Origin of the sequence: Aestuariimicrobium sp. T2.26MG-19.2B (genome assembly GCF_950101875.1) — a bacterium.
GTDB lineage: Bacteria > Actinomycetota > Actinomycetes > Propionibacteriales > Propionibacteriaceae > Aestuariimicrobium > Aestuariimicrobium kwangyangense.
Genome location: NZ_CATNLW010000001.1, coordinates 1,438,979 through 1,458,103, shown reverse-complemented (window position 1 = coordinate 1,458,103; position 19,125 = coordinate 1,438,979). Strand labels below are relative to the sequence as shown.

Below are 19,125 nucleotides of genomic sequence, written 5' to 3'. Positions count from 1 at the left end.
CCCTTGTACCCGATGTGACGGTACGTCCCCGTAAAGCAGGGCCCCGGCCAGGTGTGGTCGGGGCCCTGTTGCGTGGTCGCGGGTCAGGCGAGCGCCTGCAGCACCTGGGCGGCCCCGGCCAGCCCCGAGCGCACCGCGCCCTCCATGTAGCCGTTGAAGGTGGTGGCGAACTCGGCGCCTGCGAAGAACTCGCGTCCGTTCGGCTCCGCCAGGGCGGGCCCTGAGGCCGTCCAGACACCGGGGGCGAAGTGGGCCCCGTGGCAACCGCGGGTGAACTCCTCCGACGACCAGTCACGGTCGACGTACTCCAGCGGCTCGTCGGGTGCGGGTCCGAAGGCGGCGGTGACGGCGTCGGTGAAGGCGCGCTGGCGCAGGTAGACGCTCTTGGTACCCCAGCCGTCGGCGTCGGGGCCGGAGAAGAAGCCGAGCAGCACTCCTCGTCCACCCTCCTGGCTGGAGTCGAAGCTCACCCGCACGGGGCCGGCGTCGGAGCCCATCTGTCCCGAGTGACCGCGCTCGCGCCACCACGGCGTGGGGTAGACGAGGAAAGCCTTGATGACATTGCCCGCTGGCACCTTGGCAGCCAGGTCGAGGCGCCATTCGGGCAGCGCGGGTTCGTGGACGAGACCCACCGCCAGCTTGGGCGGGAGGCAGTTGACCACCGAACGGGCCTGCAACTGCTCGCCCGAGGCGAGGGTGACGGTGACCCATTCGTCGGACTGGGCGACACCGGTGACGACGCAGCCGAGTCGGATGGCGTCCCCCAGATCGGCGGCGAGGCGTTCGCAGATGGCGGCAGCACCGCCAGCGACCCGCCGCTGCCTGACACCGCCGTTGACGGCGATCATCGTCTCCATGTCGGTGCCCGAGTTGGCGCGGTGGAGGGCCTCGGTCAGCGAGATCTGGTCGGGCTCCACGCGGAAGCTGGCCCGGAAGACACGCAGGAACCACTGCTGCGCGGCGGGGGTGCGCAGGTTGGAGTTGACCCATCGGACGAGCGCCCGCGACAACCACTTCACGTTGCCCTCGGCCCACGCGGGGTCATCGGCGATGCGCTCGGCCAGGTGACGGAACCGGGCCAGACCCTCGCCCAGATCGGCCAGTTCGAAGGGGTTCAGGCTGGCTGCCAGCTCGTCGCGGGTGGGCAGCTTCGAGACGTTGCCGCCCATGCGGACGGCGACGTCGCCAGCGCTGGGTGCGACGAGTTCGAGGTGCAGACGGGCCACCAGTTCGTGCATGCGGGTGTGGCCGTCGGCGATCCACTGCCCGCCGAAGTCGACCACCTGTCCGTCGCCGAGCACCCCGGCCTCCACCCGGCCGCCGATGCGGTCGCGAGCCTCCACGACCACGACGGAGCGGCCCTTGGCGACGAGTTCGGTGGCGGCGCTCAGCCCCGCGAGACCAGCTCCCAGCACGATGCAGTCGAGCATGCGGGGTCCTTTCCGTGGGTCGGAGCGTGGCGGATGCCACATCTCAGTGCGGAGTTGACCCTACGCGCCCCGGCCACCGGGCCGACCGCTGGGGGTGCCCATTGAGACCCCTGGGCAGCGTGGGAGCCGCCTACGGGAATCGAACCCGTGACCTACGCTTTACGAGAGCGTCGCTCTACCATCTGAGCTAAGGCGGCATGCTGAGCAACCAGCGCGGGAAACCTTACCAACGCAGGGCCGAGCCGCGCACCTCAGGCCGATCCCACCCCTTGCAGGTGCCGGCGTCAGCCCTTGCAGGTGCCGGCGTCAGCCCTTGCACGTGGTGGCCTTCGGCACCGTCCCGTCGTTCAGGTAGGCCTCCACCGGCCGCCGGACGCAGGCCCCACCCAACTCGTAGGCGGAGTGCCCCGCACCCTCGCGGGTGATCAGCACGGCATGGTCGAGTTGCTCGGACATCCACACCGCCTGCTGGTAGGGGGTCGCCGGGTCGATGGTCGAGCCCAGCACCACGATCGGCGCCGATCCCTTGGCGGTCAACCGCAACTGTGGGGCCGGACGGGCCGTCCAGACCGGACAGGTCAGGTTCACCCCGAACCAGAAGCCGAAGATCGGGGCGCGTCCGCGGTCGACCACCCATTGGCGCCGGGCGCCGGCCACGCCCGCGTCGGCCCAGTCGACGCAACTGATCGCGGGGAAGGCGTAGGCCAGACTCGAGTACGAGCCGTCGGTGCGGCGTCCGATCATCGTGTCACCGGCCTGGGCGATGTAGCGCGGCTCGTGGCTGAGCACCGCCCACTGCAGGGAGTTGTAGAGGTTGCGGTACCCGGGCACGCCGGCGTACATGAAGGCGGCGACACCGGTGATGGCGGCGATCGACCCGAAGGTGTGACCGTTCACCGTGAGCGGCTTGGTGTCGAGCCCTGCGACCCAGGCGTTGATGGTCGTGACGACGGCCTTCTGGTCCGCCCCGAGGGCGCAGTCTCCCAGTCGCACGCACCAGGCCGCGAAGTCCTTCAGCGACGCGTCGAACCCCATCGCCTGGATGACGGATTCGTTGTCGGTGATGTTGACCGCCGAGTCGAGCACCATCCGACCGACCCGCTGCGGGTACAACTCCGCGTAGGTGGCCCCGATGAACGTGCCGTAGCTGATGCCGAGGTAGCTGAGCTTGTCGTCGCCCACCAGCCAGCGCAGGTAGTCGAGGTCACGGGCGGTGTCGATCGTCGAGATGTGGTCGAGCAGCACCCCGGACGACGCCCGACACTGCCGCGCGAAGGCTTCGCTGGCGGCCTTCAACCTCTCCAGTTCGGCCTCGTTGCGGGGGGTGGGGTCGGCGGCGTTGAACGCGTCGGTCTGGGCGGTGGAGCCACAGACCACGGGAGTCGAGCCGCCGGACCCGCGGGGATCCCATCCGACCACGTCGTGGCCCGGATAGGGGCCCAGGTCGAAGTTGGCGGCCATCGAGGTGCCCGAGACACCCGGACCGCCGGGGTTCACGAAGAGGGTGGCACGGTGGGTGCCCGTCCCCTGCTTGCGGGCGATCGCCAACGTGATCGCCTGCCCATCGGGTTCGTCCCAGTCGAGCGGGACCAGGACACTGGCACAGTCCACCCCGGGATGTTCGGGGCAGGGCGACCAGGCCGGGGGCTGGTCGGCGTATCGCTGCAGGCCGTGGCCCGCCGGCGGCTCGGCGAACCCCTCGGGAGTGGCACTCGAGGTCGCGGCCGCGCCCGTGGACAGGCGGTCGGGGGAGGTGTTCTTCGTCCAGGTCTCGTGCTGGGCGGGGTCGAACTCGCTGAAGGTCGCCGGCCGACCGGTGGGGGTCGCCTGGGAGGCTCGGGCCGGTGACGGGGACGGGGCAGTGGCCCGGGGCTGGACGAGGCTGCAACCCGCCACGGCGACCACCACCCCCAGCACCGCCACCGCCAGCCTCCGCGTCCGCGCTGCGGGCGTCTGACTCGCTGGCGACTGCGGCTGGGTCATGCCGCCCAGCCTAGTGCCGGCTCAGAGACCGGCCTTGCGGCGGGCCCGTCCACGGCGGATGCCACCGTCGATGCCCCAACCACCGCCACCGAGGCAGAACAGCACCAGGCCCACGGCGGCGAGCAGCAGTTCGAACTCACCGACGAACCCGGACTCCCCGGCGCGGAACGGGTTCTGCGAACCCCATCGGACGAAGACGAGTGCGCCGATCGAGATGGCCATCACCCCGAGACCGACGATGCGCACCAGGAACCCGAAGACCAGGGCCAGCGCACCCACGAGCTCGGCGATGCCGACCACCCAGGCGGCGTAGGTGGGGTACGGCAGGCCGATCTGCTCGAAGAAGCTGATGCTGGCGTTGATGTCGGTCACCTTCTGGTAGCCGTGCACGGCCAGGATGCCGGCCACGACCAGGCGCAGCACGAACAGTCCGAAGGCCCCCAGGAACTTGTCGGTCGAGCGCTTGGTGAAGGCGTACGGAGCCACCTCGCCGGTCTGGTCGACCGACTCCTCGCGATTGATGTTGCCCAGGGCGCGGTCCCTGGCAGCCAGTTCCTCGCGACGACGATCCAGGGCTGCACGACGCTCCGCCTCCGGGTCGATCACCGGGGCCATCAGCTGGGTCGGCTCGTGGCTGGAGTCGAACTGGCGTCCCGCATCGAACTGCTGGGTGGGCTCGTCGGCGTACTGGTCGTACGGCTCCCGCTCACCGTGCTCGGTCTCGGTGTTGATGGCGTTCTCGGTGTTGATGGCGTTCTCGGTGTTGATGGCGTTCTCGGGCGGCACCGCCGCGAACTGCTGAGTGGCCTCGCCGTCGTCAGCGGTCCGATCGGCATCCTCGGCAACGACCGGCTGCTCGTGCGGATGCACCTGCTGCCCCGCTCCCGAGGGCTCGGTGCCCTCCTGTTCCGTCCCCCGGCGAACGGACTCCTCGCGAGCGAGGTTCTCCCCCAGCGGTGCGTCGGCGAGTTCGTCGGCCAGGGTGGGCCGGGGTTCGCTGTCGTAGGACGGACGGTCCTTCTCGTGGTCGGTCATCGTGTCCTCCGTGGTCGGCGTGGGTGCACGCGTCGGCTGAAGGTGCCGACACTCCGAGTCATTGAAACACCTGCCCTCGCGACGTCACGGGAGAACACGCGTGGTCAGCGAGGGTTGGCCAGTTGCACCATCATCGCCTCGAGCGCCAACAGGGCCGAGACATTGGCCTCGAGAGCCTCCCGGCACGCGAGGATGGCGTCGCTGCGGCGCAGGGTCTGTTCGGGGGTCGAACTTCGCGCCAGGCCAGCCAACTGGTCGCGGTGCTCGGCATTGATCAGGTGTGCCCCGTTCGCACCCACGTAGTTGGCGTCCGTCTCCAGCTGGGCCGACAACGCCCCGGTCTGCAGCCCCAGGACGTCGCGGTAGTAGCCGGTGAGCTCGGTCAGCACCCGATCGAGGGAGTCACGTTGGATGCGCTTGGCCCGCGCCTTCTGCTGGTCCTCGAGTTCCTTCAGTGCCGCCGCTGCGTGCTTGGGTCTGGCCCCCTTGGTTCCGAAGCCCAGACTCAGCTCCAGTTCGGCCCTCTCCTTGGCATCCCAGCCCGAGGTGGCCTGGGCGGCGTCCTCGGCGCTCGCCTTGACGAGGTTGTCGGCCGCGATCAGGCAGGCCCCCACCGAGGTCAACGACCCCGGCAACCGCAGGACCTCGTTGCGGCGGTTGCGGGCATCCTCGTTGCGGGCCAGGGCACGGGCTCGTCCGATGTGGCCCTGTGCGGCGCGGGCGGCATAGGCGGCGACCGCCGCGTCGATGCCGTCGCGGGTCTGCAACAAGGTGGCGACGGCCTCGTCCGAGGGGGTCGCGAGGTGCAGGGAGCGGCAGCGGCTACGGATGGTGACGACCACGTCGTCCGGCGTGGGGGCGCACAACACCCACACCGTCCGAGGGGCTGGCTCCTCGATCGACTTGAGCAGCGCGTCGGCGCCGCGCTCGGTGACCCGGTCGGCGTCCTCGACGATCACGATCTGGTGACGCCCCGCGGACGGGTTCATCGCGGCCGCACGCACCAGCGAGCGCACCTCGTCGACCCCGATCGACAACTTCTCGGTACGCACCACCGTGACATCGGGGTGGGCGCCCGCCATGGTCGTCCGGCAGTCGTTGCACTCCCCACAGCCGCCTCTGGAACACTGCAGGGCGGCGGCGAAGGCGACGGCCGCGTTCGACCGACCCGATCCCGGTGGCCCCGTGACCAACCACGCGTGGGTCATCGCATGTCTGGCCGAGCCCTCGCGGTGATGGGCAGCCGCCACCGCACGGCGCAGGGTGTCGACGGCGTGGGACTGCCCGACGAGGTCGGCCCAGACTCCCCCGAGAGCTGGGCTCGTCGTCGCTGCTGGGCTCGTCGGTGCTGAGCTCATCGGTGCTGGGCTCGTGGATCTCGACACGGTGCTCATCCCTTTCCCATCCCTGGCTCCTCGTTCATCCCGCCCATCGTGGCATCCCGCCCATCGTGGCATCCCGCCCATCGTGGCATCCCGCCCATCGTGGCATGCAGCCCCGACAGTCAGTCCATCCGGCGCATGGCGGTCGACACCAGCACCGCCGCACCCACCTCATCACTGGCATCGAGGTCGACCTCGGCCTCGATGGCCCAGTCGTGGTCGTGGTCAGGATCGTCGATCACCTGGCGCACCTGCCACACCCGCCCGCTGACCGTCACCTGGAGCAGGGCCGGAGACCGCGCGCCCTGGTCGATGCCGATGTCGGTGTGGTCGTCGAAGTAGGCGTCGAGGGCGTCGTCCCAGGCATCGGTGTCCATCACCACCTTGGCCGGCGGGTCGGTGAGTTGCGCCGTCCGCTGTTCCACCTCGGCCAGCTCGCGAGCCTTCTCCCGCGCGGCCAACTCCACCTTGTGGAACATGGCGTTGCGCACGAGCACCCGGAAGGCTCGTTCGTTGCCGGTCAACGGACGGGGCTGCTCCGGCAGGTCGGAGGGCGCCAACGCATCGGCCGGGTTGGCGAGGGCGTCCCACTCGTCCAGCAGGCTGGAGTCGGTCTGGCGGATCATCTCTCCCAGCCAGGCGATCAGGTCGTCCAGTTCCTCGGTGCGCACTGCCTCGGGCACGGTGTGGCGCAGGGTGCGGTAGGCGTCGGAGAGGTAGCGCAGCACCAGACCCTCGCTGCGCGCCAGCCCCAACGCCGCCACGAACTCGCCGAAGGTCTGGCCGCGCTCGTACATCTCCCGGACGACCGACTTCGGCGACAGCTGTTCGGGGTCGACCCACGGGTGGGACTGACGGTAGAGGCCCAGCGTGTGCTCGAGCAGTTCCGACAGCGGGGTGGGCCAGCTGATGCCCTCGAGCAACTCCAGGCGTTCCTCGTAGTCGTAGCCCTCGGCCTTGAGCGCCGCCACCGCCTCACCCCGTTCGCGCTTCTGCTGCGCGTACAGCACCGCACGGGGGTCCTCGAGGATGGCCTCGACGACCGACACCACGTCGCGGGCGTGTTCGGGCGCCTCGGGGTCGAGGGTGTCGAGCACGGCCAACGCGAAGGGGGCCAGCGGCTGGTTGAGCGCGAAGTCGCGTTGCAGGTCGACGGTCAGCTCGTGGCGGCGTCCGTCGGCGCCGGCGACGTCGAGCCTGCGGATGGCCCCGGAGTTGAGCAGTTCCCGCGCCAGCGTGACCGCTCGCCTGCGGAGCCTGCGCCGGGCCACCTCGTCGTGGTGGTTGTCGCCCAGCAGTTTGGCGGCGGCCGCCACGGGATTGCCCCGCCGTGCCAGCAGGTTGACCAACATCGAGTGGCTCACCCGCAGCCGCGGTTGCAGGGGCTCCGGTTCGGCGTTGACCAACCGCTGGTAGGTCTCCTCGGTCCAGCTCACCTGGCCCTCCGGTGGCTTGACTCGTTGCACGCGCCGCAGCTTCTTGGGGTCGTCCCCCGCCTTCGCCACCAGTCTGGCGTTCTCGATCACGTGATCGGGGGCCTGCACGATCACCCAGCCGACGGTGTCGAACCCGGCGCGACCGGCTCGTCCGACGATCTGGTGGAACTCGCGCGCCCGCAGCAACCGCTGCTTGGTGCCGTCGAACTTGGTGAGGCTGGTGAGCAGCACCGACCTGATCGGGACGTTGATGCCCACCCCGAGGGTGTCGGTACCGCAGATGGCCACCAGCAGGCCGTCCTGGGCGAGTTGCTCGACCAGCCGGCGGTACTTGGGCAGCATGCCCGCGTGGTGCACCCCGATGCCCGACCTGACAAGCTTGGAGAGTTGGCGTCCGAACCCGGTGCCGAACCGGAAGTGACCGATCCGCTCGCTGATCCGGTCCTTGCGGTTCTTGGTGATGGTGACCACGCTCAACAGCGCCTGCGCACGCTCGAGGGCGGCGACCTGGGTGAAGTGGACGATGTAGACCGGCGCCTTGTCGTCCCGGATCAGTTCGGCGATCGTCTCGGGGATGGTCTTCATCGACCAGCTGAACTGCAGGGGCACCGGGCGGGCGGCGCTGCTGATCACCGCGGTCGGACGACCGGTGCGCCGGGTCAGGTCGTCGGCGAGGGTGGTCATGTCGCCGAGGGTGGCCGACATCAGCACGAACTGGGCCTGCGGGAGTTCGAGCAGTGGCACCTGCCACGCCCAACCGCGGTCCGGCTCGGCGTAGAAGTGGAACTCGTCCATCACCACCATGCCGACATCGGCCTGGTCGCCCTCGCGCAAGGCGATGTTGGCCAGGATCTCGGCGGTACAGCAGATGATCGGGGCGTCGGCGTTGACCGAGGCATCACCCGTGACCATGCCCACGTTGTCGGCACCGAAGATCTCACACAGGGCGAAGAACTTCTCACTCACCAGGGCCTTGATGGGTGCGGTGTAGAAGCTCACCCGGTCGTCCGCGAGAGCAGCCAGGTGGGCCGCCAGTGCCACCATCGTCTTGCCCGACCCGGTCGGGGTCGCCATCACCACGTTCGACCCCTGCAGGATCTCCAGGAATGCCTCCTCCTGGTGCGGGTAGAGGTTCAGCCCTCGCTCCGCGGCCCAGTCGACGAACAACGAGTGGAGGGTGTCGGCGTCGGCGTGGTCGGGCAGGCGGTCGGCCAGGGTGGGTGGGGTCATGGTGGTGCCATTGTCCCCCCACAGCCGCGCAGTTCGAGGCCCAGCAGGTCGGCGACCCTGGCCCGCACCTGCCGGGCGATCCACTCGCGGGGTTCACGGGCCGGCAGCACCAGGTAGTGGTCCGGGTCGGCGGCGGCCAGACCCAGGAACCCCTCGCGGACCCGCTGGTGGAACTCCACCCCGGCGGCCTCGAGTCGGTCCTGCTCGTCCTTGGTGTGCACCGCGACGGCCGGGTCGACATCCAGCAGCACCGTGAGGTGGGGGCGCAGGTTGTGGGTGCCCCAACGCGAGATGGTGTCGACCTCGTCGACGGCCAGTGCGCGACCAGCCCCCTGGTAGGCCAACAGCGAGTCGGTGTAGCGGTCGCAGACCACCACCTGCCCGGCACCCAGGGCGGGACGAACCACCTCGTCGACGTGTTGGGCCTTGTCAGCGATGTACAGCAGGGCTTCTGCCCGGGGGGCGAGGTGTCCGGTGGCGGGGTCGAGCAGGATGGTGCGCATCTTCTGGCCGGCCTCGGTCCCGCCCGGTTCCCGGGTGACCACGTGGGGCACGTCGCGTTCGGCCAGCCATCCGGCCAGTTCACGCACCTGGGTCGACTTCCCGGCCCCGTCGCCGCCCTCGAAGACGACGAACAGGCCTCCGTCGATGGTGACGGTCACAGTCCACCCTCCGAGATCCTGGAGCGCAGCTTGGGCCACGCCTGGATGAACTCGGTGCGCGCCTGCCGGCGTGCTCGGGTGGCGTCGGCCGCCTCGAGCCCACGTCGGTACGCGGTTGGCCCGTCGAGCGCCGCCAGTTCGTCCGCGTCGGGCTCCTCGACCGGCACGACACAGGGCTCGAGTGCGGCCAGCAACTGCTTGAGCCGCTTGCGCAACTGCTTGCCGCGCTTGCCGAACAGGCCGCCGACCCCTTCGACACCCACCAGCAGCTGGGTGGCGGCCGCCTGCACGGCCTGCCACTGGTCGAGCGGGGCCTCGGGGGTCAGCCGGGTGATGCGGGTGGCCAGGATGCTCAGCCCTGACTGCGCCTGTTGCTGCAGCACCTCCCGGGCCTTGCGTTGTGACCAGTCGCCTAGTTGGGGGGCCCGGACTGCCTGCACCAGGGCGTCGAGCACCCCGTAGTAGCGATCGTCCAGTCGTGAGATCGGCAGGTCGCGCTCGCCGTGCACGAGGCTGACCAGTTCGTTCTCGAGCTTCTCCCGCCAGGCTGGCTCGAGCACGCCGGCGAGGGCGCGCAGTTGCACTGCCAGGGTCTCCAGTTCCGAGAAGACAGGTTCGGCCGAGAGCATCTGCCCGGGAGCGAGATCGGGGTCGGACGTGGCCCGCGCCTGCCGTGCCAGGTCACTGGCCCGCAGGGCCAGGTCGGCGCGCATCACCGATCGCAGCCGTTCGGCGAACAGACTCGAGACGAAGACCTCGAGCGAGGTGGACGAGTCGTACTCGCGCGGCTCCGGGAAATCGCTGAGCCCCGTCCCGGGAGCACCGAGCCGGTGCATGGCATCGGGGAACTCGTCGACCCGTACCCCGCCCACCGACAACAGTCCCTCGGCGAGGAAGCGTCGTTGCCCGGTCGTCATGGCGGGTCCGCACTCGAGGGTCGCCTCGCGGAACCTCGCCGTGGTCAGGCCGCCCCGACGGATGGTGATCTTCTCGTCGCGCAGGCTGCCCAGGGTGACGTCGTCGGAGTCCTTGATCGTGAAGACGTGACGTTCCTGGTTGATCGCGGCAACCGGCCCCAACGTCGCCAACCGCCTGAAGGGGCGGACCAACTCAGCCAGGTCTGCCGGCAGGTCACCGGCGGCACCCAGTTCGACGACATGGTCGACGGGCAGCCAGGGCTGCCATCCGGGGGCGTCGAGGTACCACTCCCCCAGCCCGGCCTGCACCCGGTGGGCCAGCATGACACCGGCCCGCAGCAGCCGGTGGTCGGCGGCATCCAGCAGGGTGGTTCCCAGTTCGAAGCTCTGCGTGGGGCTCATCGTCAGCCGGTCAACACCCAGGGCTGGGTTGACCAGCCGAGGAGCGTCGACGGTGAAGGGCAGTTCGAAGAACTCCTTGCGCTTCTTGGCCATGGTCAGCCCTGCGAGGCCGAGCGGGTGGTGGTGCGCTTGGCGCCCGTCGTCCCGGTCGCCGTGGTCCTGGCCGCCGTGGTCTTGGCCGCAGTGGTCTTGGCCGGGGCCTTCTTGGCGGGGGCCTTCCTGGCCGGCGCCTTCTTGGTGGTGGTCGCCCGTCGGGTGGTCGTCCGCTTGGGAGCAGGACCCTTCGCACGCTTCTCGGCCAGCAGTTCCGCGGCCCGTTCGAGGGTGATCTCCTCGACGGAGTCGTCCTTGCGCAGGGTGGCGTTGAACTCGCCGTCGGTGACGTAGGGGCCGAACCGTCCGTCCTTGACCTCGACCGGCTTGCCGCTGACCGGGTCGGCGCCGAGTTCCTTGAGCGGACCACGAGCCGCTGCCCGACCGCGGGTCTTGGGGGCGGCGAAGATCTGCTTGGCCTCGTCGAGACCGATGGAGAAGATCTGCTCCTCGCTGGTCAACGAGCGCGAATCGGTGCCCTTCTTCAGGTAGGGGCCGTAGCGGCCGTTCTGCGCGGTGATCTCCGCCCCGTCGTCGTCGGATCCGACCACCCGGGGCAGGCTCATCAGCTGAAGCGCTTGGTCGAGGGTGATCGTGGCCAGGTCCATCGAGGCGAACAGGCTGCCGGTGCGCGGCTTGGCCGACTTCGGCGCATCCTCGGGCAGCACCTCGGTGACATAGGGTCCGAAGCGTCCGTTGCGAGCCACGATGGGGGTGTGCGTCTGCGGGTCGACCCCGATCTCGCGCTCCTCGCCCGTGGGTGTGGCGAGCAGTTCTCGCGCCTTGTCGACGGTGAGTTCGTCGGGGGCCAGGTCGTCGTCGACGTTGGCACGCCGACCCTCGGAGTCCTCCAGGTAGGTGCCGAACTTGCCCACCCGCACCACGATGCCCGACTCCTCGCCCAGCTGGCCGGTGCCGATCGGGAAGGTGGAGATCTCGCGGGCGTCGATCTCGCCGAGTTCGTTCACCAACCGGTGCAGCCCCTCGCGTCCCGAGGGGGACGACGACCCGTCGGCGTCGCCGAAGTAGAAGTCGGTCAGCACGCCCAGTCGCTTCGCGTTCCCGCGGGCGATCTCGTCGAGCACACCCTCCATGTCGGCGGTGAACTGGTAGTCGACCAGATGGGCGAAGCGCTCCTCGAGCAGCCGGGTGACAGCGAACGCCAGCCAGGTGGGGACCAGCGCCGAGCCGCGCTTGAACACGTAGTCACGAGCGGTGATGGTGCGCAGGATCGAGGCGTAGGTCGAGGGCCGTCCGATCTCGAGTTCCTCGAGCTTGGCGACCAGGGTCGGTTCGGTGTAACGCGCCGGCGGTTTGGTCGCGTGCCCGGCGGGCACCACCTCGCGGGCGGCCACCTGCTGCCCCTGCTTCAGTTGGGGCAGGCGCGCCTGGGCATCGTCCGAGCTCTCGTCCTCCTCGACCCCGGCCACGTAGGCACGCAGGAAGCCCGGCTTGGTGATGGTGCGGCCCGAACTGGTGAAGTGGGCCACCTCGACGGGCTTGCTCGACTGGCTGATGGCGACGGGAGTCTCGGGGCGCGCCTCGAACTTGACCGTCAGGGTCTGTCCCTGGGCGTCGACCATCTGGGAGGCGATGGTGCGCTGCCAGATCAGTTCGTAGAGCCGGAACTGGGCTCCTGTCAGACCGGTCTGGGCCGGGGTGCGGAAGTGCTCACCGGCCGGACGAATGGCCTCGTGCGCCTCCTGGGCGTTCTTGACCTTGGAGGCGTACACACGGGGACGATCCGGGATCGCCTCGGGTCCGAACAACTGCACGGCCTGGGCCCGCGCGGCGGTGATGGCCGACGAACTCAGGGTGGTCGAGTCGGTACGCATGTAGGTGATGTGGCCGCCCTCGTACAGCGACTGGGCCACACGCATCGTCTCCTCGGCCGACATCCGCAGTCGACGTCCGGCGTCCTGTTGCAGGGTGGTGGTGCGGAAGGGCGCATAGGGACGTCTCGTGTAGGGCTTCGACTCGACGCTGGCGACGACGAACTCCCGCCCGCTCAGGGCCGTCGCGATGGCGGTCGCCGAGGTCTCATCGAGGGCGACGGCCTTGGCCGACTTCAGCCTGCCGTGGGAGTCGAAGTCGCCACCCTGGGCCACCTTCGCGTCGTCCAGTGAGACCAGTCGCGAGCCGAAGTCGGCGACCTCACCCGAGCCCACCAGAGTGGCGTCGATGTCCCAGTACGAGGCTGACGTGAAGGCCATCCGCTCCCGTTCGCGATCGACCACCAACCGGGTCGCGACCGACTGCACGCGTCCCGCGGAGAGCCTCGGCTTCACCTTCTTCCAGAGCACCGGTGAGACCTCGAAACCGTAGAGCCGGTCGAGGATGCGGCGGGTCTCCTGCGCGTCGACCAGGTCGAGGTCGAGCTCGCGGGGATGGGCGACGGCGTCGAGGATCGCGGGCTTGGTGATCTCGTGGAAGACCATCCGCTTGGCGGGCACCTTGGGCTTCAGTTCCTGCAGCAGGTGCCACGCGATGGCCTCCCCCTCGCGGTCGCCGTCGGTGGCCAGCAGCAGTTCGTCGGCATCCTTGAGGTGGTCCTTGAGGGTGCGGATGGTGGCCTTCTTGTCGGCCTGCACCACGTACAGCGGTTCGAAGTCGTGCTCGACGTCGACCCCGGTGCGAGCCCACTTCTCACCCTTGTACTTGGCGGGCACCTCCGAGGCCCCCTGCGGCAGGTCACGGACGTGACCGCGGGAGGACTCGACGATGTAGCCATCGCCCAGGTAGCTGGCGATCTTGGTCGCCTTGGTGGGCGACTCAACGATCACGAGGGTCTTCGACATGTCTGCCTTTGCTCGAACAACGGGTGCCTGGCGCCCATCACGCGACCGTGGTCACGAGGCGCCGCTCGTGTGCATGGTAGCCGCCGCCCGCGAAACCGTCGTCCTCCGGGTTCCGGGTGTGGGGTTCGGGTGTGGGCGAGGTGAGGATCCTCAGCTGAAGTTTCGTCGACCCGGGCAACCGAGCCGGTCATGGTGGGCGTATCCGGGGTGTCGTCACCACCCAGGAGCCAGCCATGCCAACAGCAGTCCAGCCAGCACCCGTCCAGCCAGCGTCCTCGCCAACAGGCACGTCGTCCTGGGCGAGGCACCGCACCCGCCTCGCACCCCTGCTCGCCCTTGCCGCCGCTGCCGCCGGGTCGATCGCGGTCGCGACTCCCGCCCACGCAGTCGGGGTGGAGGGCCCCTTCACCTCGTTCGGCTACGCCAGGACCTTCCAGGGCATCAAGGTGCAGGCCACGATGCCGCAGCCCGCCGGCGAGTCAGGCGTCTGGGAGACCTCGGTGAAGGTCTGCAACCACAGCGTGGGTTCCATACCGGTCGGACCCGAGAACTTCTCCTTCTCCCGCGATGCCAACACCTCCTACTACTTCGCCAAGCGCGACACCCCGGTGCACGCCCCGCTCCCCTCGGTCCAACTGGCCCCCACAGCGTGCGTGTCGGGAGCGCTCGCGACCGCCGCGTTCCAGCCCTACCAACTCGCATTCCACCAGCACAAGCTGGGCTTGAACGTCGACATCGTCCCCGCGACCGAGTTCGAGGGCACCTACGAACCGACGCGCTTCCCCCAGGCGATCGGCGCCACCTTCCACCCGAACGACTACGTCGGGGACCACGCAGCCGACGTGTACGCACTCACGGCAACCGGTGGCATCAATCTGTACCGCACCACGTCGACGGGTCTGACCCTGCAGCGGTCCGTGTACACCCCGATCCCCGGCGTGGTCGTCAACGGGCGCATCGCCAAGGCGGCAGACCTCGACTCCGATGGCATGACCGACCTCATCGTCGGCACCGTCGACGGACGACTGTTGGTGCTCCGCGCGATGGAGGGTGGCCGACTCGGTGTCCCCTATGAGATCGGCCGGGGCTGGGCCTCCACCTCCCTGGTCACGATCCTTCCCGGCAATGGCAGCACTCGACAGACGTTCCTGTTCGCCCGAACCAAGTCCGGTGACCTGATGCGCTACCGCCTGACCGAACGAGGACTCGAGTGGCCGCGGAAGGTCGGAACGGGGTGGGGTGCCATGACCCAGATGCTCAGTGTCGGAGACGTGACCGGCGACGGGGATCCCGATCTGATCGCTGTTCGCGCCGACGGCACGCTGTATCGCTACCAGGTCGACTCGAACGGGCAGATCACCTCCGCAGCCCGTATCGGTGGCGGCTGGCAGTCGATGCGTCTCGCCACCTCTCCCGGCGACATCAACCTCAACGGCAAGGGCGACATCCTCGCCGTGCGCTCCGACGGGACGCTGTACGCCTATCTGGGCTGGGGCAACGGCACCTTCACCGTGGGCAAGAAGATCGGCCAGAACTGGCAGTCCGTCTCCTCCCTCGCCTGAGTGCGTCAGCGCCCCCGGACGCGTTCATCCGCGGGCCTGGTGGAGCTGCCCGACCGATGCAACGGCACCGGTCGGGCAGGTGGCTTCTCGCGAACCACTGGCATCTGCGAGGTCGTCCTGAGAGGGTGTGCTGACGCAGGCATCCTCCGTCCGGGGGAGCTGGACGTGGCGTTCGCAGAGAGGCGGCCCATGAGCACGATCACCGTGCGAGACCTGCGCAAGACCTACGTGGTGCCGGTGCGCGAGGGTGGGGTGAAGGCGGCCCTGGGTGCCCTCGTCCGCCGGCGCACGCGTGAGGTGGAGGCGGTTCAACGGATCAGCTTCGACATCGCCGAGGGAGAGGTGGTCGGCTTCCTGGGCCCGAACGGGGCCGGCAAGACCACCACGCTGAAGATGCTGGCTGGGTTGCTGCACCCCACCTCGGGGGAGGCCTCGGTCGGTGGGCACGTGCCGTGGCGCCGGGACCACGGATACCTGCGCAGCATGGCCCTGATCATGGGACAGCGCAACCAGCTGCAGTGGGACATCCCGGTGATCGACAGCTATCGGCTCAACCGCGCGGTGTACCGCATCGCCGACGCCGACTTCTCCTCACGTCTCGACGAACTCACCGACCTGCTCGACCTCGGCTCGCTGCTCGACAAGCCGGTGCGCAACCTCTCACTGGGGGAGCGCATGAAGTGCGAGGTCGCGGGGTCGCTGTTGCACCAGCCCATGACCGTCTTCCTCGACGAGCCCACCATCGGGCTCGACGTGGCCATGCAGCGCCGCATCCGGTCGTTCATCGCCGAGTACAACCGGCGCACCGGCGCGTCGGTGATGCTGACCAGCCACTACATGGGAGATGTCGAGGCCCTCTGCCAGCGGGTGATCGTGATCCACCACGGCCGGCTGCTGCACGACGGTGACCTGGCGGGACTGGTTCGGACCTTCTCGGCCACGAAGACGATCACCGTCGAGTTCGACGCCGACGCCGACGTCGCGGCTGACCTCGGTGGCCTGCGCGACCACGACGACGTCAGCATCACCGACCAGTCGGCACACGGGTTGACCGTCGAGGTGCCCAAGGATCGCGCCCCGCAGGTGGCGGCCCGGATGCTGTCGACGCTGCCGGTGGCAGACCTGACGGTGGAGGAGCCACCCATCGAGGGTGTCATCGAGCGCGTCTTCACGAGTCAGGACGAGGCGTGAGCACCGGCTTGGGACTGCCAGCCGGGCGGTTCGCCCCCCGAGGTGGCTGGTCGTTCTTCTGGCAGATGTACCGGGGTCAGTTCGCCACGGCCTTGGCCACCCAGGTCGCCTACCGTGGAGCGACCCTGATCTGGGTGTTCACCTCGATCGTGCACCCGCTGGTCTCGATCGTGGTGTGGCGGTCCGTGGCGGGTGGCGGCCGGGTCGCCGGTTACGACGCCAGCGGCTTCGTCACCTACTTCGCCCTCGAGATGGTCGTCAACCACGTGACCTTCGTGTGGATCATGTGGGAGATGGAGTGGCGCATCCGCACGGGCGCCTACTCACCGCTGCTGGTGCGCCCGGTGCACCCGATCCACACCGACATCTGCCAGAACCTGGCCTACAAACTGCTCGGGCTGGTCGGCATCCTGCCCGCCGCCGTCCTGCTGGTGCTGCTGTTCGGTGGCGACCTCTCGGTCTTCACCACCGGGTCGGTGCTGGCCGGGCTGCTGGCGACCGCACTCGCGATGGTGCTGCGGTTCATGGTCGAGTGGACGTTGTCGCTGGCGGCCTTCTGGGTGACCAAGGTGTCGGCCATCAATTCCGTCTACTTCTCGCTGATCGCCTTCCTGGGCGGTGGCTTCGCACCCCTGGCCGTGCTGCCCGGGGCCGCGCAGACGCTGGCCTGGTGGACCCCCTTCCCGTGGGGCAACATCGCCTGGGTCAACCAGGTGGTCACCGGTCGTGCGGTCGGCGTCGACCTGGTGCGGGGTTACCTCGCCCAACTGGCGTGGATCGCGGTGGCGTTGGTGGTGCTGAAACTGGTGTGGGCGCGAGCCGTCCGCACCTACTCGGCAGTGGGCTCATGAAGGGGGTGGTGAATGCCGTGCGGCACCATCTGGCCGTGGTCGGCTCCTACCTCAGGGTGGGGCTGCTCAACTTCGTGCAGTACCGCACCGACTTCGCCGTCGCCGTGGCGAATGCGCTGGTCGGGCTGGTCACGCAGGTGATCGGCCTGGCGGTCATCTTCGGCCAGACCACACGACTCAACGGGTGGGACCACTCGGGGCTGCTGGTGCTGGTCGGCGTCTTCTTCATCTGTTCGGGACTGCTCGGGCTGGTGATTCGACCATCGATGCAGACGCTGATGGAGGCGATCAGGCTCGGCACCTTCGACTTCACGCTCACCAAGCCCGCCGACTCCCAGGTGTTGGCCAGCGTGCAGACGGTCGCACCGCAGGCGGCGACCGACCTGCTCGTCGGCGTGGGCGTCATCGCCTGGACTCTGGTCTCCGACGGCCAGGGACTGCACCCCTGGCAGGTGGGTGCCTTCCTGGTCGCCCTGGCTTGCGGGCTGGCGATCATCTACAGCTTCCTGCTGATGCTGTCGACGTTCAGCTTCTGGTTCGTCAAGCTCGACAACATCCTGGTCGTCTTCGAGGGCCTGTTCCAGTCGGCGGGTCGCTGGCCCGTGAGCATCTTCCCGCCATGGCTGCGCCTGGTGCTGACGTTCGTGGTGCCGGTCTCGTTCGCGGTGACGGTGCCGGCCCAGGCCATCGTCCTCGGGGTCGACGGGGCCACCCTGGCGGCCGCAGTCGGGGTCGCCGTGCTCTTCCTGACCGGCTCGCGGTTGTTCTGGCGGCACGCCCTGCGCCACTACACCGGAGCCTCCGCCTGAGGTCGAGACCTCACCCCCGGAGTTTCGGGTCTGGGGACCCTCGCGTGGCAGGATGACGGCATCCCCCCAACCCGTGTCGAGGTCTGTCATGTTCTCCACGTTGCGCACCGGCGCCCTCGCTGCGCTCGCCGTCGTCATCACCGCCAGTACCTCCCTGATGGGCGCGCTGCCCGCCCGGGCAGAGGCCGTCGGCCCCCAGGTCACCTTCGGTGTCGTGGCCTCGAGCCAGGGCATCGACCTCCAGGTGGGGTACCCCCGTCAGGTCGACGGGCAGCAGCGATGGGAACTGTCGGTCGCCCTGTGCAACCGGACCACCCGCACCATCCCCGTCGGGCCCGAGACCTTCAGTTGGTCGACCTCGGCCACCCGCTCCACGTGGTTCACGGTGGGGAGAACCACTCTGGGCCCGGAGCTCGGCAGCTTCCAGTTGAAGCCGGGTGGGTGCGCGTCCGGTGGCCTGTCGACCACCACCCTTCCCCAGCAGGTGGCCTTCCACGACCTCAAGCAGGGCCTGACCATCGACGTCGTCCAGGCCGGCAAGCCGTCGTACGAGCCCGCCGCCCGCCCCGTGTCACCCGGCGCGACGGGGGTGCACGGCGACGTGACCGGTGACCGGGTCGCCGACGTCTACGGTCAGCAGGGTTTGCTCACCCAGATCTACCGCACCGTCCCCGGTCCGGCACTGAGCGGTTGGAGGCTGGGGGGCACCAGTGAGATCGCCTACCGCTGGATCTCGGGCACCCCCGACCTCGACGGCAACGGGTATGCCGACCTGGTGGCGTCGACCACCGACGGGCGGATCCTGTACCTGCGGGTGATGGAACAGGGTCGCATCGCGCTGCCCATCGAGATCGGACGGGGCTGGGCCAGTTCGTCGCTGTTCGCTGTCACCCCCGGCACGGCGCCCGGGGCGCCGACCCAGATGTTCGCCCGGAACACTTCGGGTCAGCTGTTGCGCTACTCCCTGTCGGCGCGAGGGCTCACCTCCGGCCGGGTGGTGGGCACCGGATGGAGCGGGATCCGCTCCCTGTTCAGCATCGGTGACCTGACCGGTGACGGCATCGTCGACCTGCTCGCCGTGAGGAAGGACGGTGGCCTGTTCCGCTACGCCCTCAACGGCACGGGCAGCATCTGGAACTCGGCCAAGGTCGGACGGGGCTGGGGCGGCATCCGCACGGTCTCCTCCCCGGGAGACCTGAACGGTGACCAGCTCTTCGACATGATCGGCATCGCCTCGGACGGCACCCTGTACGCGTGGTTCTCACGCGGCAACGGCACCTTCAGCGTCGGTCACAAGATCGGGAAGAACTGGCAAGGGGTCGACGCCCTCGCCTGAGGCCCGCC

At 69.2% G+C, this 19,125-nt stretch carries 13 protein-coding genes and 1 tRNA gene; 5 read left to right on the top strand and 9 right to left on the bottom strand.

The window, feature by feature from the left end; all coding sequences use genetic code 11:
* Positions 1-83: 83 nt before the first annotated feature.
* From QQZ11_RS06500 to topA, 9 genes are all read right to left on the bottom strand, one after another.
* Positions 84-1,430, bottom strand: coding sequence for a flavin monoamine oxidase family protein (locus QQZ11_RS06500; protein ID WP_284549386.1), 1,347 nt, complete (start codon positions 1,428-1,430; stop codon positions 84-86).
* Positions 1,431-1,554: 124 nt separating this feature from the next.
* Positions 1,555-1,627 (bottom strand) — tRNA-Thr (locus tag QQZ11_RS06495).
* Between the two features lie 109 nt (positions 1,628-1,736).
* Positions 1,737-3,413 (bottom strand): alpha/beta hydrolase, encoded by a 1,677-nt coding sequence (locus QQZ11_RS06490; RefSeq protein ID WP_284549384.1) that lies wholly within the window; start codon positions 3,411-3,413, stop codon positions 1,737-1,739.
* Between the two features lie 21 nt (positions 3,414-3,434).
* Positions 3,435-4,448, bottom strand: a complete 1,014-nt coding sequence (locus QQZ11_RS06485; RefSeq protein ID WP_284549383.1) for a DoxX family protein — start codon at positions 4,446-4,448, stop codon at positions 3,435-3,437.
* A gap of 104 nt (positions 4,449-4,552) precedes the next feature.
* Positions 4,553-5,806 carry a DNA polymerase III subunit delta' gene (locus QQZ11_RS06480; protein ID WP_284549382.1) on the bottom strand — a complete coding sequence of 418 codons (1,254 nt, stop codon included), beginning with the start codon at positions 5,804-5,806 and terminating at the stop codon, positions 4,553-4,555.
* Positions 5,807-5,952: 146 nt separating this feature from the next.
* Entirely contained in the window at positions 5,953-8,496 is a 2,544-nt protein-coding gene (locus QQZ11_RS06475; protein ID WP_284549380.1) for a DEAD/DEAH box helicase, read from the bottom strand.
* Positions 8,493-9,158, bottom strand: a complete 666-nt coding sequence (gene tmk, locus QQZ11_RS06470; protein ID WP_284549379.1) for a dTMP kinase — start codon at positions 9,156-9,158, stop codon at positions 8,493-8,495. The genes QQZ11_RS06475 and tmk overlap by 4 nt, the downstream gene beginning before the upstream one ends.
* Positions 9,155-10,570, bottom strand: a complete 1,416-nt coding sequence (locus QQZ11_RS06465) for a hypothetical protein (protein ID WP_284549378.1) — start codon at positions 10,568-10,570, stop codon at positions 9,155-9,157. Before QQZ11_RS06465 ends, tmk begins: the two co-directional genes overlap by 4 nt.
* A gap of 2 nt (positions 10,571-10,572) precedes the next feature.
* Entirely contained in the window at positions 10,573-13,368 is a 2,796-nt protein-coding gene (gene topA / locus QQZ11_RS06460) for a type I DNA topoisomerase (RefSeq protein ID WP_284549377.1), read from the bottom strand.
* Between the two features lie 233 nt (positions 13,369-13,601).
* Here topA and QQZ11_RS06455 point away from each other — a divergent pair, with 233 nt between their 5' ends.
* The 5 genes from QQZ11_RS06455 to QQZ11_RS06435 all read left to right on the top strand — a co-directional run bounded on the left by QQZ11_RS06455 (position 13,602) and on the right by QQZ11_RS06435 (position 19,117).
* A complete protein-coding gene (locus QQZ11_RS06455) occupies positions 13,602-14,930 on the top strand; it encodes a VCBS repeat-containing protein (RefSeq protein WP_284549375.1) in 1,329 nt (442 codons plus the stop codon).
* 189 nt (positions 14,931-15,119) lie between these two features.
* Positions 15,120-16,121: an ABC transporter ATP-binding protein gene (locus QQZ11_RS06450; RefSeq protein WP_284549374.1), complete on the top strand. Its 1,002-nt coding sequence runs from the start codon at positions 15,120-15,122 to the stop codon at positions 16,119-16,121.
* Positions 16,118-16,972 carry an ABC transporter permease gene (locus QQZ11_RS06445; RefSeq protein WP_284549372.1) on the top strand — a complete coding sequence of 285 codons (855 nt, stop codon included), beginning with the start codon at positions 16,118-16,120 and terminating at the stop codon, positions 16,970-16,972. The genes QQZ11_RS06450 and QQZ11_RS06445 overlap by 4 nt, the downstream gene beginning before the upstream one ends.
* Positions 16,973-16,980: 8 nt before the next feature.
* Complete coding sequence (locus QQZ11_RS06440; RefSeq protein WP_284549370.1) at positions 16,981-17,781, top strand: ABC transporter permease; 801 nt, start codon at positions 16,981-16,983, stop codon at positions 17,779-17,781.
* A gap of 88 nt (positions 17,782-17,869) precedes the next feature.
* Entirely contained in the window at positions 17,870-19,117 is a 1,248-nt protein-coding gene (locus QQZ11_RS06435) for an FG-GAP repeat domain-containing protein (RefSeq protein WP_284549368.1), read from the top strand.
* The last annotated feature ends 8 nt before the right edge of the window (positions 19,118-19,125 follow it).